Annotated in this window: 21 protein-coding genes; 10 read left to right on the top strand and 11 right to left on the bottom strand. The window is 64.4% G+C overall.

What is annotated here, in order from left to right:
• Window positions 1-44: 44 nt before the first annotated feature.
• The 6 genes from QZY01_RS19240 to zapE form a co-directional block, all read right to left on the bottom strand.
• Window positions 45-3,062 (bottom strand): 2-oxoglutarate dehydrogenase E1 component, encoded by a 3,018-nt coding sequence (locus tag QZY01_RS19240; RefSeq protein WP_294540400.1) that lies wholly within the window; start codon window positions 3,060-3,062, stop codon window positions 45-47.
• Between the two features lie 205 nt (window positions 3,063-3,267).
• Complete coding sequence (gene sucD, locus QZY01_RS19235; protein WP_294540398.1) at window positions 3,268-4,155, bottom strand: succinate--CoA ligase subunit alpha; 888 nt, start codon at window positions 4,153-4,155, stop codon at window positions 3,268-3,270.
• Window positions 4,155-5,354 carry an ADP-forming succinate--CoA ligase subunit beta gene (gene sucC / locus QZY01_RS19230; RefSeq protein WP_294540397.1) on the bottom strand — a complete coding sequence of 400 codons (1,200 nt, stop codon included), beginning with the start codon at window positions 5,352-5,354 and terminating at the stop codon, window positions 4,155-4,157. Before sucC ends, sucD begins: the two co-directional genes overlap by 1 nt.
• Window positions 5,355-5,385: 31 nt before the next feature.
• Window positions 5,386-6,348 carry a malate dehydrogenase gene (gene mdh, locus QZY01_RS19225; protein ID WP_294540395.1) on the bottom strand — a complete coding sequence of 321 codons (963 nt, stop codon included), beginning with the start codon at window positions 6,346-6,348 and terminating at the stop codon, window positions 5,386-5,388.
• A gap of 310 nt (window positions 6,349-6,658) precedes the next feature.
• Entirely contained in the window at window positions 6,659-7,291 is a 633-nt protein-coding gene (locus tag QZY01_RS19220; RefSeq protein WP_294540393.1) for a TetR/AcrR family transcriptional regulator, read from the bottom strand.
• Window positions 7,288-8,475 (bottom strand): cell division protein ZapE, encoded by a 1,188-nt coding sequence (gene zapE / locus QZY01_RS19215; protein WP_294540391.1) that lies wholly within the window; start codon window positions 8,473-8,475, stop codon window positions 7,288-7,290. The genes QZY01_RS19220 and zapE overlap by 4 nt, the downstream gene beginning before the upstream one ends.
• 199 nt (window positions 8,476-8,674) lie before the next feature.
• Here zapE and QZY01_RS19210 point away from each other — a divergent pair, with 199 nt between their 5' ends.
• Window positions 8,675-9,205 (top strand): MarR family winged helix-turn-helix transcriptional regulator, encoded by a 531-nt coding sequence (locus QZY01_RS19210; RefSeq protein ID WP_294540389.1) that lies wholly within the window; start codon window positions 8,675-8,677, stop codon window positions 9,203-9,205.
• Here QZY01_RS19210 and QZY01_RS19205 read toward each other — a convergent pair.
• Window positions 9,200-9,625, bottom strand: a complete 426-nt coding sequence (locus QZY01_RS19205; RefSeq protein ID WP_294540387.1) for an EVE domain-containing protein — start codon at window positions 9,623-9,625, stop codon at window positions 9,200-9,202. The two genes, QZY01_RS19210 and QZY01_RS19205, sit on opposite strands and share 6 nt — an antisense overlap.
• Complete coding sequence (locus QZY01_RS19200; RefSeq protein WP_294540386.1) at window positions 9,622-9,909, bottom strand: YciI family protein; 288 nt, start codon at window positions 9,907-9,909, stop codon at window positions 9,622-9,624. Before QZY01_RS19200 ends, QZY01_RS19205 begins: the two co-directional genes overlap by 4 nt.
• A gap of 216 nt (window positions 9,910-10,125) precedes the next feature.
• On the opposite strand from QZY01_RS19200, the gene QZY01_RS19195 reads away from it, so the two are divergent.
• Window positions 10,126-10,515 carry a DUF3597 domain-containing protein gene (locus QZY01_RS19195; RefSeq protein ID WP_294540385.1) on the top strand — a complete coding sequence of 130 codons (390 nt, stop codon included), beginning with the start codon at window positions 10,126-10,128 and terminating at the stop codon, window positions 10,513-10,515.
• Window positions 10,516-10,570: 55 nt separating this feature from the next.
• Here QZY01_RS19195 and QZY01_RS19190 read toward each other — a convergent pair whose 3' ends face one another.
• The 3 genes from QZY01_RS19190 to tsaD are packed head-to-tail and all read right to left on the bottom strand — an operon-like array spanning window position 10,571 to window position 13,185.
• Window positions 10,571-11,563, bottom strand: coding sequence for an NAD(P)H-dependent glycerol-3-phosphate dehydrogenase (locus tag QZY01_RS19190; protein ID WP_294540383.1), 993 nt, complete (start codon window positions 11,561-11,563; stop codon window positions 10,571-10,573).
• The gene (locus QZY01_RS19185; RefSeq protein WP_294540381.1) at window positions 11,560-12,120 is read right to left on the bottom strand and encodes a phospholipase D-like domain-containing protein; all 561 of its coding nucleotides are present in this window, start codon (window positions 12,118-12,120) and stop codon (window positions 11,560-11,562) included. Before QZY01_RS19185 ends, QZY01_RS19190 begins: the two co-directional genes overlap by 4 nt.
• 6 nt (window positions 12,121-12,126) lie before the next feature.
• On the bottom strand, window positions 12,127-13,185 hold the full coding sequence (gene tsaD, locus QZY01_RS19180; protein ID WP_294540421.1) for a tRNA (adenosine(37)-N6)-threonylcarbamoyltransferase complex transferase subunit TsaD: 1,059 nt from the start codon (window positions 13,183-13,185) through the stop codon (window positions 12,127-12,129).
• 144 nt (window positions 13,186-13,329) lie between these two features.
• Between tsaD and hemC the strand changes: the two genes are divergently transcribed.
• From hemC to atpD, 8 genes are all read left to right on the top strand, one after another.
• Window positions 13,330-14,250, top strand: a complete 921-nt coding sequence (gene hemC / locus QZY01_RS19175) for a hydroxymethylbilane synthase (protein ID WP_294540379.1) — start codon at window positions 13,330-13,332, stop codon at window positions 14,248-14,250.
• A 5-nt stretch (window positions 14,251-14,255) separates the two neighbouring features.
• On the top strand, window positions 14,256-14,957 hold the full coding sequence (locus QZY01_RS19170; protein WP_294540419.1) for a uroporphyrinogen-III synthase: 702 nt from the start codon (window positions 14,256-14,258) through the stop codon (window positions 14,955-14,957).
• 329 nt (window positions 14,958-15,286) lie between these two features.
• Window positions 15,287-18,100, top strand: a complete 2,814-nt coding sequence (secA, locus tag QZY01_RS19165; protein WP_294540377.1) for a preprotein translocase subunit SecA — start codon at window positions 15,287-15,289, stop codon at window positions 18,098-18,100.
• Window positions 18,101-18,154: 54 nt separating this feature from the next.
• A complete protein-coding gene (locus QZY01_RS19160) occupies window positions 18,155-20,389 on the top strand; it encodes a primosomal protein N' (protein ID WP_294540375.1) in 2,235 nt (744 codons plus the stop codon).
• Window positions 20,390-20,613: 224 nt separating this feature from the next.
• Window positions 20,614-21,186 (top strand): F0F1 ATP synthase subunit delta, encoded by a 573-nt coding sequence (locus QZY01_RS19155; protein WP_294540373.1) that lies wholly within the window; start codon window positions 20,614-20,616, stop codon window positions 21,184-21,186.
• Complete coding sequence (atpA, locus tag QZY01_RS19150; protein WP_294540371.1) at window positions 21,186-22,715, top strand: F0F1 ATP synthase subunit alpha; 1,530 nt, start codon at window positions 21,186-21,188, stop codon at window positions 22,713-22,715. Before QZY01_RS19155 ends, atpA begins: the two co-directional genes overlap by 1 nt.
• A gap of 98 nt (window positions 22,716-22,813) precedes the next feature.
• Window positions 22,814-23,683 carry a F0F1 ATP synthase subunit gamma gene (locus QZY01_RS19145; RefSeq protein WP_294540369.1) on the top strand — a complete coding sequence of 290 codons (870 nt, stop codon included), beginning with the start codon at window positions 22,814-22,816 and terminating at the stop codon, window positions 23,681-23,683.
• 27 nt (window positions 23,684-23,710) lie between these two features.
• A complete protein-coding gene (atpD, locus tag QZY01_RS19140) occupies window positions 23,711-25,156 on the top strand; it encodes a F0F1 ATP synthase subunit beta (RefSeq protein WP_294540367.1) in 1,446 nt (481 codons plus the stop codon).
• The last annotated feature ends 42 nt before the right edge of the window (window positions 25,157-25,198 follow it).

Genomic DNA, 25,198 nt, shown 5'->3' with positions numbered 1-25,198 from the left:
GACGGGTCGCGCGGCGCTGCGGAGTCGCGGATGGATCGGATTTCCTAAAGTGCGAAGGCGTCGTCAAGGAAAGCCTGCAACTGGGCGAGATGGCGCGGCGCCGCGCCCGCCGCCGTCGCCGCCGAGGCGGGACGCCCGACATAGCGCGCGCGCTTGCTCTTGCCGCCGACCTGGGCGAGCACCCATTCGAGATAGGGCTCGACGAAGCTCCAGGCGCCCATGTTCTTTGGCTCCTCCTGGCACCATACGACTTCGGCTTTCTTGAAGCGCGAAAGACGGTTGACCATCGCCTTGAGCGGCAGCGGATAGAGCTGCTCGACGCGTAGCAGATAGACATCGTCGACGCCGCGCTTCTCGCGGTCCTCGTAGAGATCGTAATAGACCTTGCCGGTGCACAGGATCACCCGGCGGATCTTGTCGTCCTTGACCAGCTTGATCGCTTCGTTGGCGTCGGTCTCGGCGTGATCGGAAAGCAGCCGGCGGAAGTGGCCCTCACCCGAAAATTCCTCGAGCGTCGAAACCACGCGCTTGTGGCGCAGCAGCGATTTCGGGGTCATCAGGATCAGCGGCTTGCGGATGTCGCGCTTGAGTTGCCGGCGCAGGATGTGGAAATAATTGGCCGGCGTCGAGCAATTGGCGACCTGCATATTGTCTTCGGCGCACATTTGCAGGAAGCGTTCGAGACGCGCCGAGGAATGTTCCGGTCCCTGCCCTTCATAGCCATGCGGCAGCAAGCAGACGAGGCCGGACATGCGCAGCCATTTGCGTTCGCCCGAAGAGATGAACTGATCGAACAACACCTGCGCGCCATTGGCGAAATCGCCGAACTGGCCTTCCCAAAGGATGAGGGCGTTGGGCTCGGCCAGCGAATAGCCATATTCGAAGCCAAGCACCGCCTCTTCCGAAAGCATCGAATTGATGACCTCGTAATGGCCCTGGCCAGCGCGGATATGGTTCAGCGGCACATAGCGGCTTTCGTTCTCCTGGTCGATCAGCACCGAATGGCGCTGCGAGAACGTGCCGCGTTCGCAATCCTGGCCCGACAGGCGGACCCGATAGCCTTCGTCAACCAGCGAGCCGAAAGCCAAAGCCTCGGCAGTCGCCCAGTCGATGCCCAAGCCGGTGTCGATCGCCTTGCGGCGATTGTCGAGGAAACGCTGGATCGTCTTGTGGAGGTGGAATCCCTCGGGAACCGAGCACAGCTTGTCGCCAAGTTCGATCAGCTTGGTCTTCTCGATGGCGGTCTTGCCGCGCCGCGCCTCTTCCTGCTCGGCGCTGGGGGCCGATTTGAGGGTGGCCCACACGCCTTCGAGCCAGTCGGCCTTGTTGGGCTTGTAGCCCGGTCCGGCGTCATATTCGGCGTCGAGCCGGCTGCGCCAGTCGGCCTTCATCTTTTCGACTTCGCCGAGGGTGACGATGTTTTCTCCGATCAGCTTTTCCGAATAGATGTCGAGCGTCGATTTGTGGGCGCGAATCTTCTTGTACATCAGCGGCTGGGTGAAGGACGGCTCGTCGCCCTCGTTATGGCCGAAGCGGCGGTAGCACCACATGTCGATGACCACCGGCTTCTGGAATTTCTGCCGGAATTCCGTCGCCACCTTGGCGCAGAAGGTCACGGCTTCCGGGTCGTCGCCATTGCAATGGAGAATCGGCGCCTCGACCGTCTTGGCCACGTCGGACGGATAGGGCGAGGAGCGCGAATAGCGCGGATAGGTGGTGAAACCGATCTGGTTGTTGATGATGAAATGGATCGAACCGCCGGTGCGATGGCCCTTGAGGCCGGAGAGGCCGAAACATTCCGCCACCACGCCCTGGCCGGCGAAGGCCGCGTCGCCGTGAATCAGCAGCGGCATGACCGAGCGGCGGTCGTCGGGCGCACGGTCAATGTTCTGGTCGAGTTTGGCGCGCACCTTGCCCAGCACGACCGGATCGACGATTTCGAGATGCGAGGGGTTCGCGGTGAGCGAAAGATGGACCTTGTTATGGTCGAATTCGCGGTCGGATGAGGCGCCGAGGTGATATTTGACGTCGCCGGAGCCTTCCACCGTCTCGGGCAGGAAGGAGCCGCCCTTGAATTCGTTGAACAACGCGCGGTGCGGCTTGCCCATGACCTGGCAGAGCACATTGAGACGGCCGCGATGGGCCATTCCGAGCACGATTTCCCGCGCGCCGAGCGCGCCGCCGCGCTTGATGATCTGTTCCAGCGCAGGGATCATCGATTCGCCGCCGTCGAGGCCGAAACGCTTGGTGCCGGTGTAGCGGACGTCGAGGAATTTCTCGAAACCTTCCGCCTCGACCAGTTTCTGCAGGATGGCGCGCTTGCCCTCCTTGGTGAAGACGATTTCCTTGTGCGGGCCTTCGATGCGCTCCTGAATCCAGGCCTTTTCGGCTGGATCGGAAATATGCATGAATTCCCAGCCGATGGTGCTGCAATAGGTGCGGCGCAGAATCTCCAGCATTTCCGGAATGGTGGCGTAATCCATGCCGAGCACGTGATCGATGAAGATCTTGCGGTCGTAATCGGCCTGGGTGAAGCCATAGCTCGACGGATGCAACTCCTCGTGATCCTTCTGCGGATCGAGGCCGAGCGGATCGAGATTGGCGTGAAGATGGCCGCGCATGCGATAGGCGCGGATCATCATGATGGCGCGCACGGAGTCCTGCGTGGCGCGGTGCAGTTCGGCGACGGAAATCTCCGACCCGCCATTGGCGGCCGCGGCCTTGCCCTTGATTTTGTCGGCCAGCGCTTTTTCATTGACCGGCCATTGGCCGTCGAGCGCCGAAACCAGGTCGCCAGCTTGCGGGATCGGCCAGCTGGCGTTCTTCCATGAGGCGCCCCTTGCATTGGCGACGACCGCCGCCTTGTCGTCGTTCAGGGCGGCGAAAAATTCGCGCCATTCGGGATCGACCCCGGCCGGATTGGTCTCATAGGCGGCCTGGAGCTGCTCGATATAGGCGGAATTGCCGCCAAACAGGAAAGACGAATCCGCCAAAGCGGCGTTCTTGGGGGAACGCTGCGCTCCACCGCCGCCATTGCTTCCATTGCTGTCTTGACGCGCCATTGCTTTTTCCTCTCGGCCCGCGGCGGATTCAATCGAGACGCCAACGGGTTACGGCGGCCTGCCGCCAATCTTTCCGTCCCCGGCCGGCCATCGGCCGTTTTGTCTCGCGGCGTCCGGCTTTTCCCGCTATGGGCGCGATGGTTTAACGCGCCGGCAGGGGCCTTGGGGCAGCGGCGCGGGCGAAAAAACGCCCGCGCCGGTTTTGTCAGCCTTTCAGAAGGTCGATCAGCGTCGAGCCGAGACGCGCCGGCGAGGGCGAGACGCGGATGCCCGCCGCCTCGAGCGCCGCGATCTTGTCTTCCGCGCCGCCCTTGCCGCCGGAAATGATGGCGCCGGCATGGCCCATGCGGCGCCCCGGAGGGGCTGTGCGGCCGGCGATGAAGCTGACGATCGGCTTCCTGCGGCCCCGTTTGGCCTCGTCGGCGATGAACTGCGCGGCGTCTTCTTCCGCCGAACCGCCGATTTCGCCGATCATGATGATCGAATGGGTCTCGTCGTCGGCGAGGAACAATTCGAGCACGTCGATGAATTCCGTACCCTTGACCGGATCGCCGCCGATGCCGACCGCCGTGGTCTGGCCGAGCCCGACCTGCGTGGTCTGGAATACGGCCTCATAGGTCAGCGTGCCGGAGCGCGAGACGATGCCGACATTGCCCTTCTTGAAAATATTGCCGGGCATGATGCCGATCTTGCAAGCGTTGGCGGTGATCACGCCCGGGCAGTTCGGGCCGATCAGGCGCGACTTGGATCCGGACAGCGAACGCTTGACCTTGACCATGTCCTGGACCGGAACGCCTTCGGTGATCGCGACGATCAACGGAATTTCCGCGTCGATCGCCTCGCAGATGGCGTCGGCCGCGCCCGCCGGCGGCACGTAGATCACCGAAGCGGTGGCGCCGGTGGCGTGCTTGGCTTCCTCCACGGTGTCGAACACCGGCAAGCCGATATGGGTCGAGCCGCCCTTGCCCGGCGAGGTGCCGCCGACGATCTTGGTGCCGAAAAAGGCCAGCGCCTGCTCGGAATGGAAGGTGCCGTTCTTGCCGGTGAACCCCTGGGTGATGATCTTGGTATTGCTGTCGATCAGGATGGACATCAGGCGGACTCCTTCACGGCCTTGACGATTTTCTGCGCGGCATCGTCGAGATCGTCCGCCGAAATGACGTTGAGACCCGATTCCCGAATGTATTTCTTGCCGATTTCGACATTGGTGCCTTCCAGGCGCACGACCAGCGGAACCTGCAGGCCGACTTCCTTCACCGCCGCGATCACGCCCTCGGCGATGACGTCGCAGCGCATGATGCCGCCGAAAATATTGACCAGAATGCCTTTGACTTTCGGATCGGCGGTGATGATCTTGAATGCCGCCGCGACCTTCTCCTTGGTGGCGCCGCCGCCGACGTCGAGGAAGTTGGCGGGCTCCATGCCATAAAGCTTGATGATGTCCATGGTCGCCATGGCGAGGCCGGCGCCATTGACCATGCAGCCGATCGCGCCGTCGAGCGTGATGTAGGACAGATCGTGTTTCGACGCTTCGATTTCCTTGGCGTCTTCCTCGGTCTCGTCGCGGAGCGCGAAAATGTCCGGGTGGCGATAGAGCGCATTGGAATCGAAGGATACTTTCGCGTCGAGGCACTTCAACTGGCCTTGCGTGGAGACGATCAGCGGATTGATCTCCAGCATCGACATGTCCTTGCCGACGAAGGCGGCGTAAAGCTGGCCGAGCAGCACGCCCGCCTGTTTGGCGAGGTCGCCGGTCAGGCCGAGAGCCTTGGCGACGGTGCGGCCATGATGCGGCATGACGCCGGTGGCCGGGTCGATCGAGAAGGAGATGATCTTTTCGGGCGTCGCATGCGCGACTTCCTCGATGTTCATGCCGCCTTCGGTGGAGACGACGAAGGCGACGCGCGAGGTCACGCGATCGACCAGGGCCGAGAGGTAGAATTCCTTCTCGATGTCGGAGCCGTCCTCGATATAGATGCGGTTGACTTGCTTGCCGGCCGGGCCGGTCTGGACGGTGACCAGCGTATTGCCAAGCATTTCCTTGACATATTGCTTGACCTCGTCGATCGACTTGGCGAGGCGGACTCCGCCCTTTTCGCCGGCGGCGGCTTCCTTGAACTTGCCCTTGCCGCGGCCGCCCGCGTGAATCTGCGACTTGACGACCCAGAGCGGACCGCCGAGTTCCCTGGCGGCGGCTTCGGCGTCCTCGACTTTCAGGACCGGAACGCCTCGCGACACCGGCGCCCCGTACTCCTTGAGAACGGCTTTCGCCTGATACTCATGAATATTCATTTGCTATCCTCTTGATATGAGCGAGCCCGGTTCAGGCCAGAGCCGGGTTGATTTTCTTGCAGGCCTCGATCAGGCCCTGGACGGAGGCGTTCGACTTGTCGAACTGCGCCTTTTCGGTCGCGTCGAATTCGACTTCAACGATCTTCTCGACGCCATTGGCGCCGATCAGGGCGGGAACGCCGACATAAGTGTCCTTTACGCCATATTCGCCATTGAGGTAGGCGGCGACGGGCAACACGCGCTTCTGGTCCTTGAGATAGGATTCGGCCATGGCGATGGCGGAGGCCGCCGGGGCGTAAAAGGCCGAGCCGGTCTTGAGCAGGGCGACGATTTCGCCGCCGCCCTTGCGGGTGCGGTCGACAATGGCGTCGAGTTTTTCCTGGGTCAGCCAACCGGACTTCACCAGTTCGGGCAGCGGAACCCCGCCGACGGTCGAATAGCGCACGAGCGGCACCATGTCGTCGCCGTGGCCGCCGAGCGTCATCGCGTGGATATCCTTGACCGAAACGCCGGTGGCTTCGGAGAGGAAGTAGCGGAAGCGGGCGGAGTCGAGCACGCCGGCCATGCCGACGACCTTGTTGTGCGGCAGGCCGGACGTTTTTTGCAGCGCCCACACCATGGCGTCGAGCGGGTTGGTGATGCAGATGACGAAAGCGTTTGGCGCATGTTGCCGGATGCCGGCGCCGACCGAGTCCATGACCTTGAGGTTGATGCCGAGCAGGTCGTCGCGGCTCATGCCCGGTTTGCGCGGCACGCCGGCGGTGACGATGATGACGTCGGCCCCGGCGATCTGCTCATAGCTGTTGGCGCCGGACAGATTGGCGTCGAAACCGTCGACGGGGGAAGATTCGGCGAGATCGAGCGCCTTGCCCTGCGGGGTGCCTTCGGCAATATCGAACAGAACGATGTCGCCCAGTTCCTTGAGGCCTGCGAGGTGAGCCAGCGTGCCGCCGATCTGGCCGGCTCCGATCAGTGCAATCTTGTTACGCGCCATGGGTTGTTCGTCCTTTTTTGACGTCAGCCTTCAGTCCTGGCTGTTGGTCTGCCTCGGGTCTCGATATCGCTGGCCTTGCGGCGGGCTTTTCCGCGGGCGGCGGAGATGCGACGGCCTTTTGCCTTGAAGTTTCCGCGCTTTCAAGTCGGGATAAAGACTAAGGTCTCCGGCGTTTGGCGCTCCGACGGCGCATCCAGCGGCCGAGGCGAAGGTTTAATGCCCTTTAAAACAATAAGATAGGCCAAAATAGCGCCCCCGCCAGGGCAACCTCAGGGCGGACGCGCCGGCCGGTGACAGTTTACAAAAAATGTCAGATATCAAAATCCGGATCGCCGAATGTCAGGCTTCTCTGGATCACCGTAATGACGCGGCTGGCGCGGAACTCGAGTTCCGCAGCGGAAACATTTTTGTCCAGCGCGATCGACACCGGCTGGATGAACCGATGCGCCAGATCGAAAACCAGCGCCATGGCACGGCGGCGGTCGTTCATCCGAAACGACCCGGAGCCGATGCCCTCCTCGACGATCGCCTGGATTTCGTTCTGCACCCGGTTGCGATGCCTGCGCGCCACTCCATGGCCGTTTTCGATCGCCTCGCACAACAGCCGGAACAGGATCGGATCGCGGTCCAGTTTTTCGCGATAGGCGCGCTGCAACGCCGCGAGCGCCCGCTCCAGCTTGTCATAGGCCGGGTCCTGGCCTTCGACGATGAGCCGCAACTGGGCTTCGAGCGGCTTGAGCCAGAGCGCGGTGACGGCTTCGAACAAAGCCTGTTTGGAGGGAAAATAACGGTAGACATTGGCATGGGACATTCCCGCCGCCTCGGCGATGCCGACAATGGTGCTGCGCCTGGGGCCGAAGCGGCGCAGATGATCGCCCGCGAGTTCGAGGATTCTCTGGTCGGCGGCGAGTTCGCCGGAGCGCGCCGTCGAAGGTTCGCTCATGTTTCGACCAGACCGGTGACCTCGCCGCTGACGACGTCGCCCAGGCCATGCGGCAGCGCCATATATTCCCGCGAGCGCATTTCGGTGAGCCGCGAGGCGGTGCGGGCGAACTCGAACGCCTCGCGCCCCTGCGCCGCCTTGTAGAGATCGTCGGGTTCGGCCTCGGCCGAGGCGAGCAGCTTCACTTTTTGGTCGTAGAGCGCGTCGATCAGATTGATGAAGCGCTTGGCTTCGTTGCGCTCTTCCGCCTTGATCACCGGAATGCGATCGACGATCAGGGTGTGAAAATTTTCGGCTATCGCCAGAAAATCCGCCGAACCGAGCGGCTTTTTGCACAGGTCGGCGTAATCGAAGCGCGCGACATGACTGGCCGCCTGCGGCACATGAATTTCCCGCCCCAGCAGCGGCAGAGCCATGGGCGGCCCCTTTTCGACGCCGGTAAGCGCCAGAAAGGCTTTGGTGAGCGCGGCGTCGGCGTCGGCGTCGGCGGGCGTATGGTAGACGGGCGCGCCGCCAAGCTTTTCGAGGCGGTAATCGGTGCGCGCATCGAGCTTCAGCACTTCCATGTTCCGGCCGATCAAGGCGATGAACGGCAGGAACAAGGCGCGGTTGAGTCCATCCTTATAGAGATCGGCGGGATCGACATTGGACGTGGCGACGACGACGACTTTCCTCTCCCACAAGGCCTGGAACAGCCGGGCGAGCATCATCGCGTCGGCGATGTCGGTGACGGCGAATTCGTCGAAGCACAACAGGCTGGCCTCTTTCGCCAGGTCCTCGGCGACCGGCGCGATCGGATCGTCGCCCTTGACTTGCCCGGCCTTTTTCTTTTGCCGCCAGGCGAAAATGCGGCGATGGGCGTCCGCCATGAAGGCGTGGAAATGCACCCGCCGCTTCGGCTCGACCTCGGCCGCGTCGAAGAACAGGTCCATCAGCATGGTCTTGCCGCGTCCGACCGAGCCCCAGATGTAAAGGCCCTTCGACGGCGCCGCCGCCTTGCCGCGGCCGCCGAACATCCAGCCGAGCGCGCTCGACTTCTTGGCCAGCAGCGATTCGGCGATCGCCGCGTTCAAGGCGTCGAGTTTTTCGACGATCGCCTCCTGGCGCGGGTCGCGTTCGATGCGGCCATGGGCTGCGAGACTGGCGTATCGGTCGGCGATCGAGCGGCGGGAATGGTCCATCATGGTCTTCCGGATTGAAGCCGAGGCGTTTTGGAGCCATTGCGGAAGGCCCGGGAATTTGCGGACGCCAACGCCTTGCGGCGGCGCTTTTGCGCGCATAGCATCACAACACTGTCAGCGGGCTTTTTGCAAACGTCGCGCCTTTTGGCAAACGCCGCGCCCGTTTTCAAGCCCGACTCTCTGGCGTCCTTGGAGGGATGAAATGAACAAGACGCGGCCGCCGGATCAACCCTCCATCACCGAATCTGCTCGAAAGCGCCCCCGTCCGCTCGACCTGCCCGGCGAAAACGGCGCCATCGCCGCCTTGCTGCGCCAGGCGGCCGGCGCGCAGCGACTGGCGGAAGAACGTCTGCTCGCCGATCTCGGCGTTACCCCGCCGCAGCTGGCGGCGATGACCCAGATCGGCGCCAATCCCGGAATTCTTGCCGCCGATCTCGCGCGGCGGGCCAGATTGACGCCGCAGACCGTCAGCCTGATCGTCGCCAATCTGCGCCGCGCCGGCCTCGCGCGGGAGGAAGCGGGCCCGGCGCCGGCTCTGTCGCGGGCGCGGCCGCTGGCTTTGACGCCGCAGGGCGAAAGCGTTTTGCGCATGGGCCGCGAAAGGGTCGAGGCCGCGGGCGCGAGACTGATCGACGGCATGAAGCCGAAGCGCGAACGCGCCCTGCGCCGCTGGCTCGCCGGCGTGGCCAATGGCCTGCCGTTGCCCGGCGCGTTCGATCCCGAGGATTTATAGGCCGCCCAGCGCCCGAATCGCCCGCCAATGTTCGGGCAACACCGGCTGCACCGACAGTCGGGTGAGTTTCACCAGCGCCATGTCGACGAAACGCGGATCGGCCTTGATCTGTTCGAGCGTCACCGGCCGCTTGAGCGGTTCGACCGCGCGAACGTCCACCATCCCGAACTTGCCGGTCGGATCGGTCGGGTCGGGATGATAGGCGGCGATCACCTCGACGATCCCGACCACTTCCTTGCCGATGTTGGAATGGTAGAAAAACGCGAGGTCGCCCTTTTTCATCGCCATCATCTGCTGTTTGGCTAGATGGTTGCGCACCCCGGTCCAGCCGGTTCCCTTGGCGCCGGCGGCGACCATCTGCTCCCAGGACCAGGCGGCGGGCTCGCTCTTGACGAGCCAGTAATGCCTGTCCGCGCTCATTCCAGCGACACGCCGACCGAGGGACGGAAGGGCCGCAACTCCACCGATTCGAACAGGCCGGCCTTGAGAAAAGGATCGCTGGCGAGCAAGGCGCGGGCCGCCGCCTCGTCGGGACAGGAAAAGAGCAACATCGAGCCGCACATCTGGCCCGACGAATCGAGAAAGGGGCCACCGAGCTTCACATTGGCGGCGTTGGCGGCGAGATAGGCGAGATGGGCGGCGCGGTTTTCCATCCTGATCCCCAGGGATTCCGGCTTGTCCAGGCACAATACGACAAAATACATCTGGGTCTTCCTGACATTTGTTGCGGATCGGACCGGACGCCCGCTCCTCGCGCCGGCGGAGTATGGCGCGGCAGGCGGCGCGAGTTCAACCTTTCAGGGAAGGTTGCGGACTGTTTTCGTATTGTAAACGTCGCATCGAGGCCTTAGCTTACTGGCGCTTCCGCCGTCCCCGCGCCGCCGGAGGCCCACGATACAACTGGATAAAGGGTAGGATTCATGAGCATCTTCGGCTCCATTCTGTCAAAAATTTTCGGCTCCAAACCCGCCGCCGCCGCCCCCGCCGGCGGAGCGCCCGCCGGGTCGCACGAAGCCGTCGCCGGCGTTCCGGCGGATGCCGCCGCGAAGGTAGATATTGCCGCCGTTCTCGACGAACTCAACGAGAAGAACCCGGAAGTCCTCGACTGGCGCGTCTCCATCGTCGATCTGCTCAAGGTTCTCGGCATCGACTCCAGCCTCGCCAACCGCAAGGCGCTGGCCGCCGAGCTCAAATATGACGGCGACGGCAGCGATTCGGCCAAAATGAACATCTGGCTGCACGAAAAGGTCATCGCCCTGGTCGCGGCCAATGGCGGCAAGGTTCCCGCCGACCTGCTCGCCAAGAAGTGATTTTAAGGCGGCGCGCTTTGGAAAAGGCGCGCCGTTCATTAAAGAAGCGAGCCGCTCAGCCCTCGGCCTTGAAGGGTCGGCTCATGAGGGCTTCGATGGCCGCGCCGACCTCGATGCGGCCCGCCAGAATCGCCGTCACCGCCTCGGCGATCGGCATTTCGGTCCCAAGCGCCTTGGCCTTTTGCGTCAGAATCGGCGCCGTCCAGGCCCCTTCCGTCAATTTGCCGTGACCGGCGGCCTGGGGTTCTTCGCCGCGCCCAAGCGCAAAGCCAAGCGAATAATTGCGCGATTGCGGCGACGAGCAGGTCAGGGCCAGATCGCCCAGTCCGGACAGGCCCATGATCGTGTTCGGCCGCGCGCCCTGCGCTGCGGAGAAACGCATCAATTCGGCGAAACCGCGCGCCAGCAAGGCGGCGTGGGCGCTGGCGCCCAGTTCGCGCCCCCGCGCGACGCCGCAAGCGATCGCCAGCACATTTTTCGCCGCGCCGCCGATCTCGACGCCGATGAGATCGTTCGACCGATAGAGCCGAAAGTTCGGCGCGGCGAGTTTTTTGCAGAGATATTCGGCAAGCTCCATGCTTTCCGCTGCGAGCGTCACCGCTGTCGGCAGGCCGCGCGCCAGATCGACGGCGAAGCTCGGACCCGAAAGCGCGGCGGCGGGCTGGCCCGGCAGGACCTGCGCAAGAATTTCGCGCATATAGAGGCCGGTCTCCCTTTCCATGCCCTTGGCGCAACTGACCACCGCCGATGTGGGCCGCACATGGCCGCGCAACAGCATCGCCGTCTCGCGGAAGCTTTGCGCGGGAACCGCCGCCAGCACGTGATCGGCGCCGGCGACGCAGGCGATGTCGGCGACGGGTTCGACTTCGGCGGCGAGCGCGAAACCCGGCAGCCGGCGGTCGTTGCGCCGGGTTTCCCGCATGGCCTCGACATGGTCGCGGTCATGCCCCCAAAGCCAGACCCGGGCGTGCGAAACCGCAGCCATATTGGCCAGAGCCGTGCCCCAGGCGCCGGCCCCGAGCACGGCGAGCGTCCCCTTGCCGCTCATCGGGCGGCCTCCCGGTTGTCGCGCCGCGCCCACAGCTTTTCGAAATAGCGGGTGAAATCACCCGCCGCCTCGGGGCTGTCGATGACGACGATGTCATTGTCCTGCCGCGTCTCGCCGGACCAGGAAAAATTGGTCGAGCCCGTGCGCAGCCAGCGTCCGTCCACCGCGTAGGCCTTGATATGCATCAGGTCGTTTTGTTCGGCCTTGATCTTGCCGGCGACATTGGGCTGGAGCGCCAGCGCCGAAACGGAGTCGTTGATTCCGCCGATGCGGCGAAACTGTTCGGGGTCGAAATAGAGGCGCACCTTCACCCCCCGGCTCGCCGCCCGCGACAAGGCCTCGATGACCCTCTGGTCGCTCAGGACATAGGCGGCCATGTCGATGGTGTTTTTCGCCCGCCCGATCAATTCGGGATCGATCGCGGCGAAGCCCGGCGACGGGCCATAGGCGATGCGCACCGGGGCCAGCAGCGGCTCGCGCGTTTGCAGGAAGGTCCGCTGGCCCATGATCGCGAGGATCAAGGCGCCGACAAGCAGGAGAAGTTTGAGCGCGCGCATAAAACCTCAGGCCTTGCCGCGCCAGCGGGGGTCTTTGTCCGAATCGAGCGGCCAGCGGGGCCGCGCGGCGAAATCCATGCCATCGACAAGGCCGACGCGGAAACGCTCCAGTCCGGCCCAGGCGATCATGGCGCCATTATCGGCGCACAGGCCGGGCGGCGGCAAAGCCAGCTTCAGTCCCGCTTCGGCGCAGAATCGCGCCAGCGCCCGGCGGATCGCGCCATTGGCGGCGACGCCGCCCGCCGCGACCAGCGCATTTGGCGGCTGCGGCGCGTCGGCGAGCAGGCGCAGCGCGGCGCGGCAGCGATCGACGATTGTATCCACCGCCGCCGCCTGGAACGAGGCGCAGAGATCGGCGACATCGGTCTGGGTCAGAGGCACGATGCGCTCGGCTTCGAGCCGCACCGCCGTCTTTAGGCCGGAAAACGAAAAATCGGGATTTTTTCGCCCGGCCATCGGGCGGGGGAAATCGAAACGCGAGGGGTCGCCGGCGGCGGCCGCCTGTTCGACGCGGGGCCCGCCCGGATAAGGCAGGCCGAGCAATTTGGCGGCCTTGTCGAAAGCCTCGCCGAGCGCGTCGTCCACCGTCGAGCCGAGCCGGCGATAATCGCCGACGCCGTTCACCGCCACCAGCTGGCTGTGGCCGCCCGAGACCAGCAAGAGCAAATAAGGAAATTCGATCCCGTCGGTCAGGCGCGGCGTCAGCGCATGGCCTTCGAGATGATTGACGGCGACGAAGGGCTTGCCCGCCGCCAGCGCAATGGCCTTGCCGGTGGTCAGGCCGACGAGGACGCCGCCGATCAGCCCCGGTCCGGCGGCGGCGGCGATCGCGTCGAGATCGCCGATGGCGCAATTGGCCTCGGCGAGGGCGCGGCGGATCAGACGGTCGAGCGATTCGATATGGGCGCGGGCGGCGATTTCCGGCACCACGCCGCCATAGGCGGCATGTTCGGCAATCTGGCTCAGCACGGCGTTGGAGAGAATCCGGCCGCGGCCCATCGAATCGGCTTCGACCACGGAGGCGGCGGTTTCGTCGCACGTGCTCTCCAGCCCCAACACCCGCAGACCCGCTCGCATTTCCTGCTCCATGGAGGCCCAAAATAAGGCCTTGGCCCGGTCGAGGCGAAATTCCCGCCAACCGCTTTCGCCGCAGGCTGCTTTTCCCTATAGTCCCGCTCCCGATCAAATCAAAATGGCTTGGAGTCGAAATTGGCGCCCTGGTTGAAAATTGGCACGCGAGGCAGTCCGCTGGCTCTGGCCCAGGCGCATGAGACGCGCCGCCGTCTGGCGCTGGTCCATGGCGCGCCGGAAGAACATTTCGAAATCATCGTCATCAAGACCAGCGGCGACCTGATTCAGGACCGCCCCTTGAGCGAGGTCGGCGGCAAGGGCCTGTTCACCAAGGAACTCGATCAGGCCCAGCTCGAAGGCGCGATCGACATAGCGGTGCATTCGGCCAAGGATTTGCCGACGCTGCTGCCGGAGGGGCTGGTCGTCGCCGGCTATCTGCCGCGCGAGGACGTGCGCGACGCCTTTATCGGCGGCGCGGCGAAAACTTTGGACGATCTGCCGCAGGGCGCGCGCGTCGGCTCGGCGTCTTTGCGACGTCAGGCGATGCTCCGCCGCCTGCGCCCCGATCTTCAGGTCGAACTGTTGCGCGGCAATGTGCAGACGCGGCTGCGGAAAGTGGAGAGCGGCGAATTCGCCGCGACCCTGTTGGCGCTCGCCGGACTGAAGCGCCTCGGCCTCGCCGACAAGGCGACCTCGCTGCTGCCGCTCGACCTGTTTCCGCCGGCCTGCGGGCAAGGGGCCATCGCCATCACCGCGCGCCGCGAGGATTCCCGGATCCTGTCGGACCTCGCGCAAATCTGCGACCTCGAGACCGGCCATGCGCTGGCGACGGAGCGGGCCTTTCTTGGGGTGCTCGACGGTTCGTGCCGTACGCCTATCGCCGGTCATGCCGTGGTCGCCGGCGCGCGTCTCGAATTTTACGGGATCGTGCTGCGCAAGGACGGCTCGGAGGTTTTCGACGCGCGCATCGAGGGTCCGGTCGATCAGGCCGCGACGCTCGGCGAAACGGCGGCGAGACAAATCCTCGCCGCCGCGCCGCCCGATCTGTTGAGCTTTTGATCGTCATGCGCGTGCTGGTGACGCGACCGCCCGAACAGGCGGCGCCAACCGCACAAAAACTCGTCGCCCTCGGTCACGTTCCGGTTCTGGCGCCGGTGCTCGAAATCGTGGCGACCGGGGCGAGGCTCCCGGCCGGCCCCTTCGACCTCCTGCTGGCGTCCAGCGCCCAGGCTTTTCTGGGCATTGCGCCTGAAAGCGCGCCGGGGTCGCCGCTCGCCTGCGTTGGCGCGAAAACCGCCGAGGCGGCGCGCCGGCGCGGGTTCGAGGTCCAGACCGTCGGCGCCGACAGCGAGGCGCTCGCCACCGTTCTATTGGCGGAAGGCCGCCCAAAATCCGCGCTCTACCTTGCCGGACGCGAGCGCAAGGGCCTGCTGGAGCGGCGGTTGCGCGAAAACAGCTGGCGGGTTGAAATCATCGAGACCTACGAGGCGCGGCCCGTCCCGTACTGGCCGGAAAACCTTCGCGCCGCGCTGGCGTGCGGCGAAATCGACGCTATCTTGCATTATTCGCCGCGCAGCGCGGCTCTCGCTCTGGCGCTGATGGGCCGCGAAGCCGCGCCGCGTCTGCGCCATTTCTGCCTGTCCGCCGAAATTGCCGCGCTGTGCGGCGCTTGGGCGCCGCAGCAGCAGATCGTCGCCGCCTTCCAACCCGACGAAGAATCGTTGATGGCCTTGCTTCGACCGGTCGAAGCCCGGCCGAGGCCGTGAAACGCTCTGCCGGATGGCGTTCTGTGCGGCGGCGATACGGGGATGCCGGAGCCGCCGAATCCGTCCTTGCAGAATCCGTCCTTGCGTTGACAAGGACGCGCCCCGCTTCTATTCCTCGCGCGCATTTTTCAAAGCGTTGCGCCGCTTTTTGTTAAGTCTTGGAACAGCAGTGACCGGGACAAAGGCGGGGACAGGGCATCCGGGTCTTGTCGTCGCTCTTGTCCCCGGCGCGAAAGCTCCCGACATAGGGTCGGCGCGGCCCAATGCGTCGGGAGCGTGTTTTCAACAGATCGCGCCGCGTCGTCGCGCCGCTCTGAAAGGTTTTAGGAATGTTGGGAAGCCTCGCTAAGAAAATCTTCGGCACCGCCAACGAACGCCGTTTGAAAACCTATGGGCCGAGGGTCGCGGCGATCAATGCGCTGGAGCCCGAGGTCGCGGCGCTTTCCGACGAGGCCCTGCGCGCCCGCACCGATGCGTTCCGCGCCCAGCTCGCGGCGGGCGCCAAGATGAACGACCTGCTGGTCCCGGCCTTCGCCACCGTGCGCGAGGCGGCGCTGCGCGCCATCGGCCAGCGCCACTTCGACGTGCAGCTGATCGGCGGCATGGTGCTCAACGAAGGCTCGATCGCCGAAATGCGCACCGGCGAAGGCAAGACCCTCGTCGCGACGCTCGCCTGCTATCTCAACGCCCTTTCCGGCATGGGCGTCCACGTTATCACCGTCAACGATTATCTTGCCCGCCGCGACTCCGAAAACATGGGGCGCATCTATAATTTCCTGGGCCTGAGCGTCGGGGTCATCGTCCACGGCCTCGACGATGCCGAGCGCGCGCGGGCCTATGCCGCCGACATCACCTATGGCACCAACAACGAATTCGGCTTCGATTACCTGCGCGACAACATGAAATACGAGCTGAGCCAGATGGTTCAGCGCGGCCACGTGTTCGCCATCGTCGATGAGGTGGATTCCATCCTGATCGACGAGGCGCGCACGCCCCTGATCATTTCGGGTCCTTCCGACGACCGCTCCGATCTCTATCAGTCCATCGACAAGCTGATCCCGAAGCTCGTCGCGGCGGATTACGAACTCGACGAGAAGCAGCGCACCAGCAGCCTGACCGAAGCCGGCAACGAACATATCGAGCAATTGCTCGGCGAAATCGGGCTGTTGACCGACGGCTCGCTCTACGAGGCCGCCAATGTGACGCTGGTCCACCACGTCAACCAGGCGTTGCGCGCCCATAAATTGTTCCAGCGCGACAAGGATTACATCGTCCGCGACAATGAGGTGGTGATCATCGACGAATTCACCGGCCGGATGATGCCGGGCCGCCGCTATTCCGAAGGGCAGCATCAGGCGCTGGAGGCCAAGGAAGGCGTGCAGGTGCAGCCGGAAAACGTGACGCTGGCCTCAATCACCTTCCAGAATTATTTCCGCCTTTACAAGAAGCTGGCGGGAATGACCGGCACGGCTTCGACCGAATCCGAGGAATTCGCCGAAATCTACAAGCTCGACGTCGTCGAAATTCCCACCAACATGCCGATCGTGCGTATCGATTCCGACGACGAGGTCTATCGCACCGGGACCGAAAAACTCGCCGCCATCGTCACTGAAATCGAGGCGGCCAACGCCAAGGCCCAGCCCTTGCTGGTCGGCACCACATCGATCGAGAAATCCGAGCAGCTGGCCGATTTTCTGAAGAGCAAGGGCTACAAGATGATCGATTTCGGCGCGCCCGGCGCGCTGGACAAGCTCTACGCCTCGGCCCGCTCGGGCAAGCCGTCGAAGAATTTCGCCGTGCTCAACGCCCGCTTCCACGAGCAGGAAGCCTATATCGTTGCGGAAGCCGGCGTGCCCGGGGCGATCACCATCGCCACCAACATGGCTGGCCGCGGCACCGACATCCAGCTCGGCGGCAACCTCGACATGCGGCTGAAACAGGAATGCCAGGGCCTGGAAGGCGAGGCCAAGGACGCCCGGGAACAGGTCATTCGCGCGGAAATCGCCGATTTCAAGCAGAAGGCGCTCGCTGCCGGCGGCCTTTATATCATCGGCACCGAGCGCCACGAGAGCCGCCGCATCGACAACCAGCTGCGCGGACGCGCGGGACGCCAGGGCGATCCGGGCAAGTCGAAATTTTTCCTGTCGCTGCAAGACGATCTGATGCGCATTTTCGGCTCCGAGCGCATGGACGCCATGCTGCGCAAACTCGGCTTGCAGGAAGGCGAGGCGATCATCCATCCCTGGATCAACAAGGCGCTGGAAAAGGCGCAGCAGAAGGTGGAAGCGCGCAATTTCGACATGCGCAAGAACGTGCTCAAATTCGACAATGTGATGAACGACCAGCGCAAGGTGGTGTTCGAGCAGCGCCGCGACATGATGGCGCAGGAATCGCTCGAAGAGACCATTCGCGAGATGCGCCATGGCGTGGTCGAGGATCTGGTCGCGGCCCACGTGCCCCACGACGCCTATCCCGAAGCCTGGGACATCGCCGGCCTTTCGGAACAGGTCAAGGCGCAGCTCAACATGGACCTGCCACTGGCCGACTGGGCCAAGGAAGAGGGCATAGCCGACGAGGAATTGCGCGAACGGCTGGAAAAAATGTCCGACGAAGCCTATGCGGCGCGCGAACAGGCCAATTCGCCGGACATTACCCGCTACATCGAGAAGCAGGTGCTGCTGCAGACGCTCGATCATCTGTGGCGCGAACATCTGGTCGTGCTCGATCACCTGCGCCAGGTCATCGGCTGGCGCGGCATGGCGCAGCGCGACCCGCTCAATGAATATAAATCCGAGGCTTTCGAGCTGTTCGACGCTCTGATCACCCGCCTGCGCGAGGTCGTGACGGCGCAGTTGATGCGGGTCGAAGTGGCGCACGAGCGTCCCGCCGATCCGCAATTGCCGCCCATGCATGCCTCCCATGTCGATCCGCTGACCGGGGAGGACGAGTTGGCGCTGGCCCAGATCAACGCGCGCATCGCCTCCGGAGACTTCACGCCGCGCGCGCTCGGTTCGGCGGAAGCCTCGCTGGCGCCGGCCCGCGATCCCAACGATTCCGCAACCTGGGGCCGCATCGGCCGCAACGAGCCCTGCCCCTGCGGCTCGGGCAAGAAATTCAAGCATTGCCACGGCGTGATCGCCTGACGGCGAGGGTTGGCGACAGAGCTTGATTCAGGGCTTGGCGGCCGGGCGGGAAAAATGAGCGAGCCGTGCCCCCCCGAAGCGCCCGACATCGCAGACGTCCTCGTCCCCGTCGCCGTCGATCGCCCCTGGTCCTATCGAATCCCGGGCGGCCTGCGGCTCGCGGAAGGCGATTTCGTCTGGGTTTCGCTGGGGACGCGCGAGGCTTTCGGCGTCGTCTGGGGCTTGCGCCGCGGGGGCGGCGGCAATCTCAAGCCGGTTCTTCGCCGGCTCGACCAGCCGCCTCTGCCGGCGAAATTGCGCGCCTTCATCGATTGGGTCGCCGGCTGGACGCTCGCGTCGCTGGGCGGCGTCCTGCGGCTGGCGACGCGCGGCGCGCTGGATGCGGGGGAGGAGCCGGCGCGGATCGGCCTGCGCCTGACCGGCGCGGCGCCGAGCCGCCTCACCGAGGCGCGCCAGCGGGTTCTCGACGCCGCGCAAGGCGGTCAAACGATCGGCAAGAGCGAGCTGGCGCGGTTGGCCGGGGTTTCGGCCAGCGTCATCGACGCCCTGATCGACGACGGCGCGCTCGAACCTCTGGCGCTTCCGCCGCCGACCGCGTCGGAGGCGCCGGACCCCGACTTCGCCCAACCGGCCCTGTCGCCCGATCAGGCGCGGGCGGCGCGCGTCATGGGCGATGCCGTCGCCGCCCGGGCCTTCCAGCCGATCCTGCTCGAAGGCGTGACCGGCTCCGGCAAGACGGAAGTCTATTTCGAGGCGGTGGCGCAGGCCTTGCGCGAGGGCGGCCAGGCGCTGATCCTGATGCCGGAAATCGCCTTGACGGCTCAATTTCTCGAAAGGTTCGCCGCGCGTTTCGGCCATCGTCCGGCGGAATGGCATTCCGGACTGTCGCCGCGACGCCGGGCGCGGGTGTGGCGCGGCGTCGCCGAAGGCCAGACGCGCGCGGTGGCGGGCGCGCGTTCGGCGCTTTTCCTGCCCTTCGGCCAACTGCGCCTGATCGTCGTCGATGAGGAGCACGATCAGGCTTACAAGCAGGACGAGGGCGTCGCCTATCACGCCCGCGACATGGCGGTGGTGCGCGCGCGCATCGAATCCTGCGCCATCGTGCTGGCCTCCGCGACCCCTTCCATCGAGACGCGCGAAAATGCCCGCCAGGGCCGCTATGCCCATCTGCGCCTCGACAATCGCTTCGCCGGCCGCGATCTGCCGGCGATCGAAGCGGTGGATTTGCGCCTGGAGCCGGCGCCGCGCGGAAAATTCCTGTCGCCGCGCCTCGTCGAAGCCCTACGCCAGAATTTCGCGCGTCACGAACAGGCCTTGCTGTTCCTCAACCGTCGCGGCTACGCGCCTTTGACCCTGTGCCGGGCCTGCGGCCACAGGTTCCAATGCCCGAACTGTTCGGCCTGGCTGGTCGAACATCGTCTTCGCCGCGCTCTGGCGTGCCATCATTGCGGCCATATCGAGCGCCGTCCCGAGCAATGCCCCGAATGCGGCGCGGCGGATTCGCTCGACGCCTGCGGGCCGGGGGTCGAGCGGGTGGCCGAGGAGGCGGCGGCGCTGTTTCCCGACGTCCGGATGCTGGTGCTGTCCTCCGACTTGCCGGGCGGCGCGGAAAGAATGCGCGCCGAATTGCAGGCGGTGGCGGAACACAGGTTCGATCTCGTGATCGGCACGCAACTTGTCGCCAAGGGCCATAATTTCCCTTTTCTCACTCTGGTCGGCGTCGTGGATGCTGATATCGGCCTTGCCAATGGCGACCCGCGCGCCGCCGAACGCACCTTTCAATTGCTCAATCAGGTGGCGGGCCGCGCCGGTCGCGGCGACAAGCCGGGCCGCGCCCTGTTGCAGACGTTCCAGAAAGAACATCCGGTGCTGCGCGCGCTGCTGTCGGGCGATTTCGAGCGCTTCTACCTCGAAGAGACCCAGATGCGGCGCGACGCCCGCCTGCCGCCTTTCGGCCGGCTCGCCGCGGTGATCGTCGCCGGGCCGGACCGCGCGGCGGCCGAAATCCATGCCCGCGCGCTGGCGCGCGCCGCCTGCCTTGCGCCGGAAAAGCCCGGCTGGAGCGTTTGCCCGCCCGGCCAGCTTTCCGGGGAAGACGACATCGTCGTGCTGGGCCCGGCGGAAGCCCCGATCGCCATGCTGCGCGGAAAGCATCGATTTCGCCTCCTGATCAAGGCGCCGCGCCGCGCCGACCTGCAGGGCTGCCTGCGGCAGATGCTGGCCACGGCGCCAAAACCGCGCGGCGGATTAACCGTGTCGGTCGATGTCGATCCGCAAAGTTTTTTATGAGTTTTCGGCTCTTTATTTTGTAAATAAGCCCAAAGCCCTACTTTCGCCCCTTCGCTCAGGGTTGCGCGGCGTGGCGCCCTATGTTACCTCACGCCCGCCTTTCGGGAAGTGCGGCTTGCCGGTTTCCCGTTTCCTGACAGTTCGGACTTTCCGTCGATACGACGCTTCGCGTCGGGCTTGGTCGGGCTGGATTGTCTTTCGAGAGCTAAAAGGGGCGTTTCCGCGTGGCTGAAGTCGTCGACTCGAAGAATCCGACATCCGGTGTCGCGCAGCGCTATGCCCAGGCCCTGTTCTCCCTCGCGCAGGACACCCAAACCACCGACGCCGTCGCCGACGCCCTGCATAATTTTGGCGACCTGATCGCCGAAAACGCCGACTTGCAGCGTTTTATCGTCAGCCCGGTGTTTTCCGCCGAGGAACAACTCAAGGCCGTCACGGCGCTGTTGAGCCATTTCGGTTATGGCGGCATCACCGCCAATTTCATCAAACTCGTCGCCGCCAAGCGCCGCCTGTTCGTCCTGCCGGAAATGATCCGCGCCTTTGGCGCGCTCAACGACCGGGCCAAGGGCGTGACCCATGCGCAGGTCACCGTCGCCGAGCCGCTTTCGCCCGATCAATCCGCCGCGCTCGAAGAGGCGTTGCGTCAGGTCTCGGGCGGGCAGACGGTCAAGGTCAACGTCCAAGTCGATCCTTCGCTCATTGGCGGCATTGTCGTCCAGCTTGGCTCCCGACAGGTTGACGCCTCGCTCAAAACCAAACTCAACTCGCTCCGCACACGCATGAAAGAGGTCGGCTGATGGATATCCGCGCCGCAGAAATTTCCGCGATTCTGAAAAACGAAATCGCCAATTTCGGTAATGAAGCTCAGGTCACGGAAGTCGGTCAGGTTCTGTCCGTCGGCGACGGCATCGCCCGCGTCTATGGTCTGGACAACGTCCAGGCCGGCGAGCTGGTGCAGTTCGAAAACGGCATTCAGGGCATGGCCCTGAACCTCGAAGCCGATAATGTCGGCGTCGTCATTTTCGGCTCCGACCGCGAAATCAAGGAAGGCCAGACGGTCAAGCGGACCGGTTCGATCGTCGACGTTCCCGTCGGCAAGGAATTGCTCGGGCGCGTCGTCGACGCGCTCGGCAATCCGATCGACGGCAAGGGCCCGATTGTCGCCGCCAAGCGTTCGCGGGTCGACGTCAAGGCCCCAGGCATCATTCCGCGCAAATCCGTGCATGAGCCGATGGCGACCGGCCTCAAGGCCATTGACGCACTGATCCCGATCGGGCGCGGCCAGCGCGAACTGATCATCGGCGACCGCCAGACCGGCAAGACGGCGGTGGCGCTCGACGCCATCCTCAACCAGAAGTCGATTAACCAGGGCACGGACGAAAGCGCCAAGCTTTACTGCGTCTATGTCGCGGTCGGCCAGAAGCGCTCCACCGTCGCCCAGTTCGTGAAGGTTCTGGAAGAGCACGGCGCGATGGAATATTCCATCGTCGTAGCCGCCACCGCCTCCGATCCGGCTCCGATGCAGTACCTGGCCCCCTTCGCCGGCGCGGCCATGGGCGAATATTTCCGCGACAACGGCATGCATGCGCTGATCGTCTATGACGATTTGACCAAGCAGGCCGTCGCTTACCGCCAGATGTCGCTGCTGCTGCGACGCCCGCCGGGCCGCGAAGCCTATCCCGGCGACGTGTTCTATCTGCACAGCCGCCTGCTCGAACGCGCAGCCAAGCTCAACGACGCCAATGGCGCCGGCTCGATGACGGCCTTGCCGGTGATCGAAACCCAGGCCAATGACGTGTCGGCCTATATTCCGACCAATGTGATCTCGATCACCGACGGCCAGATCTTCCTCGAAACCGACCTGTTCTATCAGGGCGTCCGCCCGGCGGTGAACGTCGGCCTGTCGGTGTCGCGCGTCGGCTCCGCCGCCCAGACCAAAGCGATGAAGAAGGTCGCAGGCAAGATCAAGGGCGAGCTCGCGCAATATCGCGAAATGGCCGCCTTCGCCCAGTTTGGCTCCGATCTCGACGCCACTACGCAGCGCTTGCTCAACCGTGGCTCGCGCCTGACCGAACTTCTGAAACAGGCGCAGTTCGCGCCGCTCAAAATGGAAGAGCAGGTCGCGGTGATATATGCCGGCGTCAACGGCTATCTTGACGCGCTGCCGGTCAACCGCATCAAGGCCTATGAAGACGGTCTTCTCGCCCTGGTGCGCACCAGCCATGGCGATCTGCTCGAAGCGATCCGTTCGTCCAAGGATCTCTCCGACGCTTCGGCGGCCCAGCTCAAGTCGATTGTCGAGGGCTTTACCAAGTCCTTCGCCTGAATTCGCATCGAGCCTGCCGTCGCCGCGACGGGCTCGCCTTTTTGATCGCCCCGCTGGCCGGATAAACCGGCCCGGGGGCGGCAGCCGAGCGGAAAACCATGCCCTCGTTGAAGGATCTACGCAATCGCATCGCCTCCGTGAAGGCGACGCAGAAAATCACCAAGGCCATGCAGATGGTGGCGGCGGCGAAATTGCGCCGCGCGCAGCAGGGCGCCGAAGCCGCCCGTCCCTATGCCGAGCGCATGGATATCGTTCTCGCGAATCTCGCTTCAGGCGTCGCCGCCGGCGCCGGGCCGGCGTTGCTCTCCGGCAATGGCCGGGACCAGATTCATCTGCTGGTTGTCGCCACCGCCGAGCGCGGCCTGTGCGGCGGCTTCAATTCGTCGATCGTCCGGCTGGCGCGCGAAAAGGTCCTCGCCCTGCAGGCCGAAGGCAAGACGGTCAAGATTTTGTGCATCGGCAAGAAGGGTTTCGACCAGCTGCGCCGCCAGTTCGAGAAGCAGATCGTCGAACTGATCGACCTGCGCTCGGTGCGCCAGCTCGCCTTCGAGAACGCCGATCCGATCGGCAAGAAGATCATCGGCTGGTTCGAGGCCGGCGAATTCGACGTCGCGACCCTGTTCTATTCGAAATTCCGCTCGGTGATCCTGCAGATTCCGACCGCCCAGCAACTGATTCCCGCCCAGATCGGCGCCGGCCACGCGGTCAGCGAAGCGGCCTATGAGTATGAGCCGGGCCAGGACGAAATTCTGGCCACTTTGCTGCCGCGCAATATTTCCGTGCAGGTGTTCCGGGCTCTCCTGGAAAACGCCGCCTCGGAACAGGGCGCGCGCATGAGCGCCATGGACAGCGCCACGCGCAACGCCGGCGAAATGATCAAGAAGCAGACGACGATCTACAATCGTTCGCGTCAGGCGATGATCACCAAGGAACTGATCGAAATCATCTCGGGCGCCGAAGCGCTCTGACCGTCATGGAAAATGTGAGGACCAACAATGGCTGAAGCCTCTTTGCCCACGGGCCGCGTCACGCAGGTCATCGGCGCCGTCGTCGACGTCAAGTTCGACGGTCATTTGCCGCAAATCCTGAACGCGCTGGAAACCTCGAACAACGGCAATCGCCTGGTTCTCGAAGTCGCCCAGCATCTGGGCGAAAGCTCGGTGCGCTGCATCGCCATGGACGTGTCCGAAGGTCTGGTTCGCGGCCAGCCGGTGCGCGACACCGGCGCGCCGATCCAGGTTCCGGTCGGCGAGGGCACCTTGGGCCGCATCATCAACGTCATCGGCGAGCCGGTAGACGAGGCGGGTCCCGTGCCCAATGACGGTTTTCGCGCCATTCACCAGCCGGCGCCTTCCTATGCCGAGCAGGCGACGGAAGCGCAGATTCTCGAGACCGGCATCAAGGTCGTCGATCTGCTCGCGCCTTACGCCAAGGGCGGCAAGATCGGCCTGTTCGGCGGCGCCGGCGTCGGCAAGACCGTGCTGATCATGGAATTGATCAACAATATCGCCAAGGCCCATGGCGGCTATTCGGTGTTCGCCGGTGTCGGCGAGCGCACCCGCGAAGGCAATGACCTTTATCATGAAATGATCGAGGGCGGCGTCAACAAGGACCCCAAGGAAAACAATGGCTCGACCGCCGGCTCCAAATGCGCGCTGGTCTACGGCCAGATGAACGAGCCTCCGGGCGCCCGCGCCCGCGTCGCGCTCACAGGCCTGACCGTCGCGGAACATTTCCGCGACAAGGGCCAGGACGTGCTGTTCTTCGTCGATAACATCTTCCGCTTCACCCAGGCCGGTTCGGAAGTGTCGGCGCTGCTCGGCCGCATCCCCTCGGCGGTGGGCTATCAGCCGACGCTGGCCACCGACATGGGCCTGCTGCAGGAACGCATCACCACCACCAACAAAGGCTCGATCACTTCGGTGCAGGCGATTTACGTTCCCGCCGACGATCTGACCGATCCGGCCCCGGCCACGTCCTTCGCCCATCTCGACGCCACCACCGTGCTGTCGCGCTCGATCGCCGAAAAGGGCATTTATCCGGCGGTCGATCCGCTCGACTCGACCTCGCGCATGCTGTCCCCGCTCATCGTCGGCGAAGAGCATTACGACATCGCCCGCAAGGTGCAATCGACGCTCCAGCGTTACAAGTCGTTGCAGGACATCATCGCCATTCTCGGCATGGACGAGCTTTCCGAAGAGGACAAGCTGGTCGTGGCCCGCGCGCGCAAGATCGAGCGCTTCCTGTCGCAGCCTTTCCATGTCGCCGAGGTGTTCACCGGTTCGCCCGGCAAGCTGGTTTCGCTCGCCGATACGATCAAGGGCTTCAAGGGACTTGTCGCCGGCGAATACGACCATCTGCCGGAAGCGGCCTTCTACATGGTTGGGGCCATCGAGGAAGCCGTGGAAAAGGCGCAGAAGCTCGCCGCCCAGGCTGGCTGATTCCGCGAAGCGTGGCTGATCACGCGAAGCAAAACCGGTTTT

The sequence above is a fragment of the uncultured Rhodoblastus sp. genome (assembly GCF_903903185.1).
Lineage (GTDB): Bacteria > Pseudomonadota > Alphaproteobacteria > Rhizobiales > Beijerinckiaceae > Rhodoblastus.
Note: the sequence above shows the minus strand (reverse complement) of the source record. Positions and strands in the feature narration are given on the sequence as shown.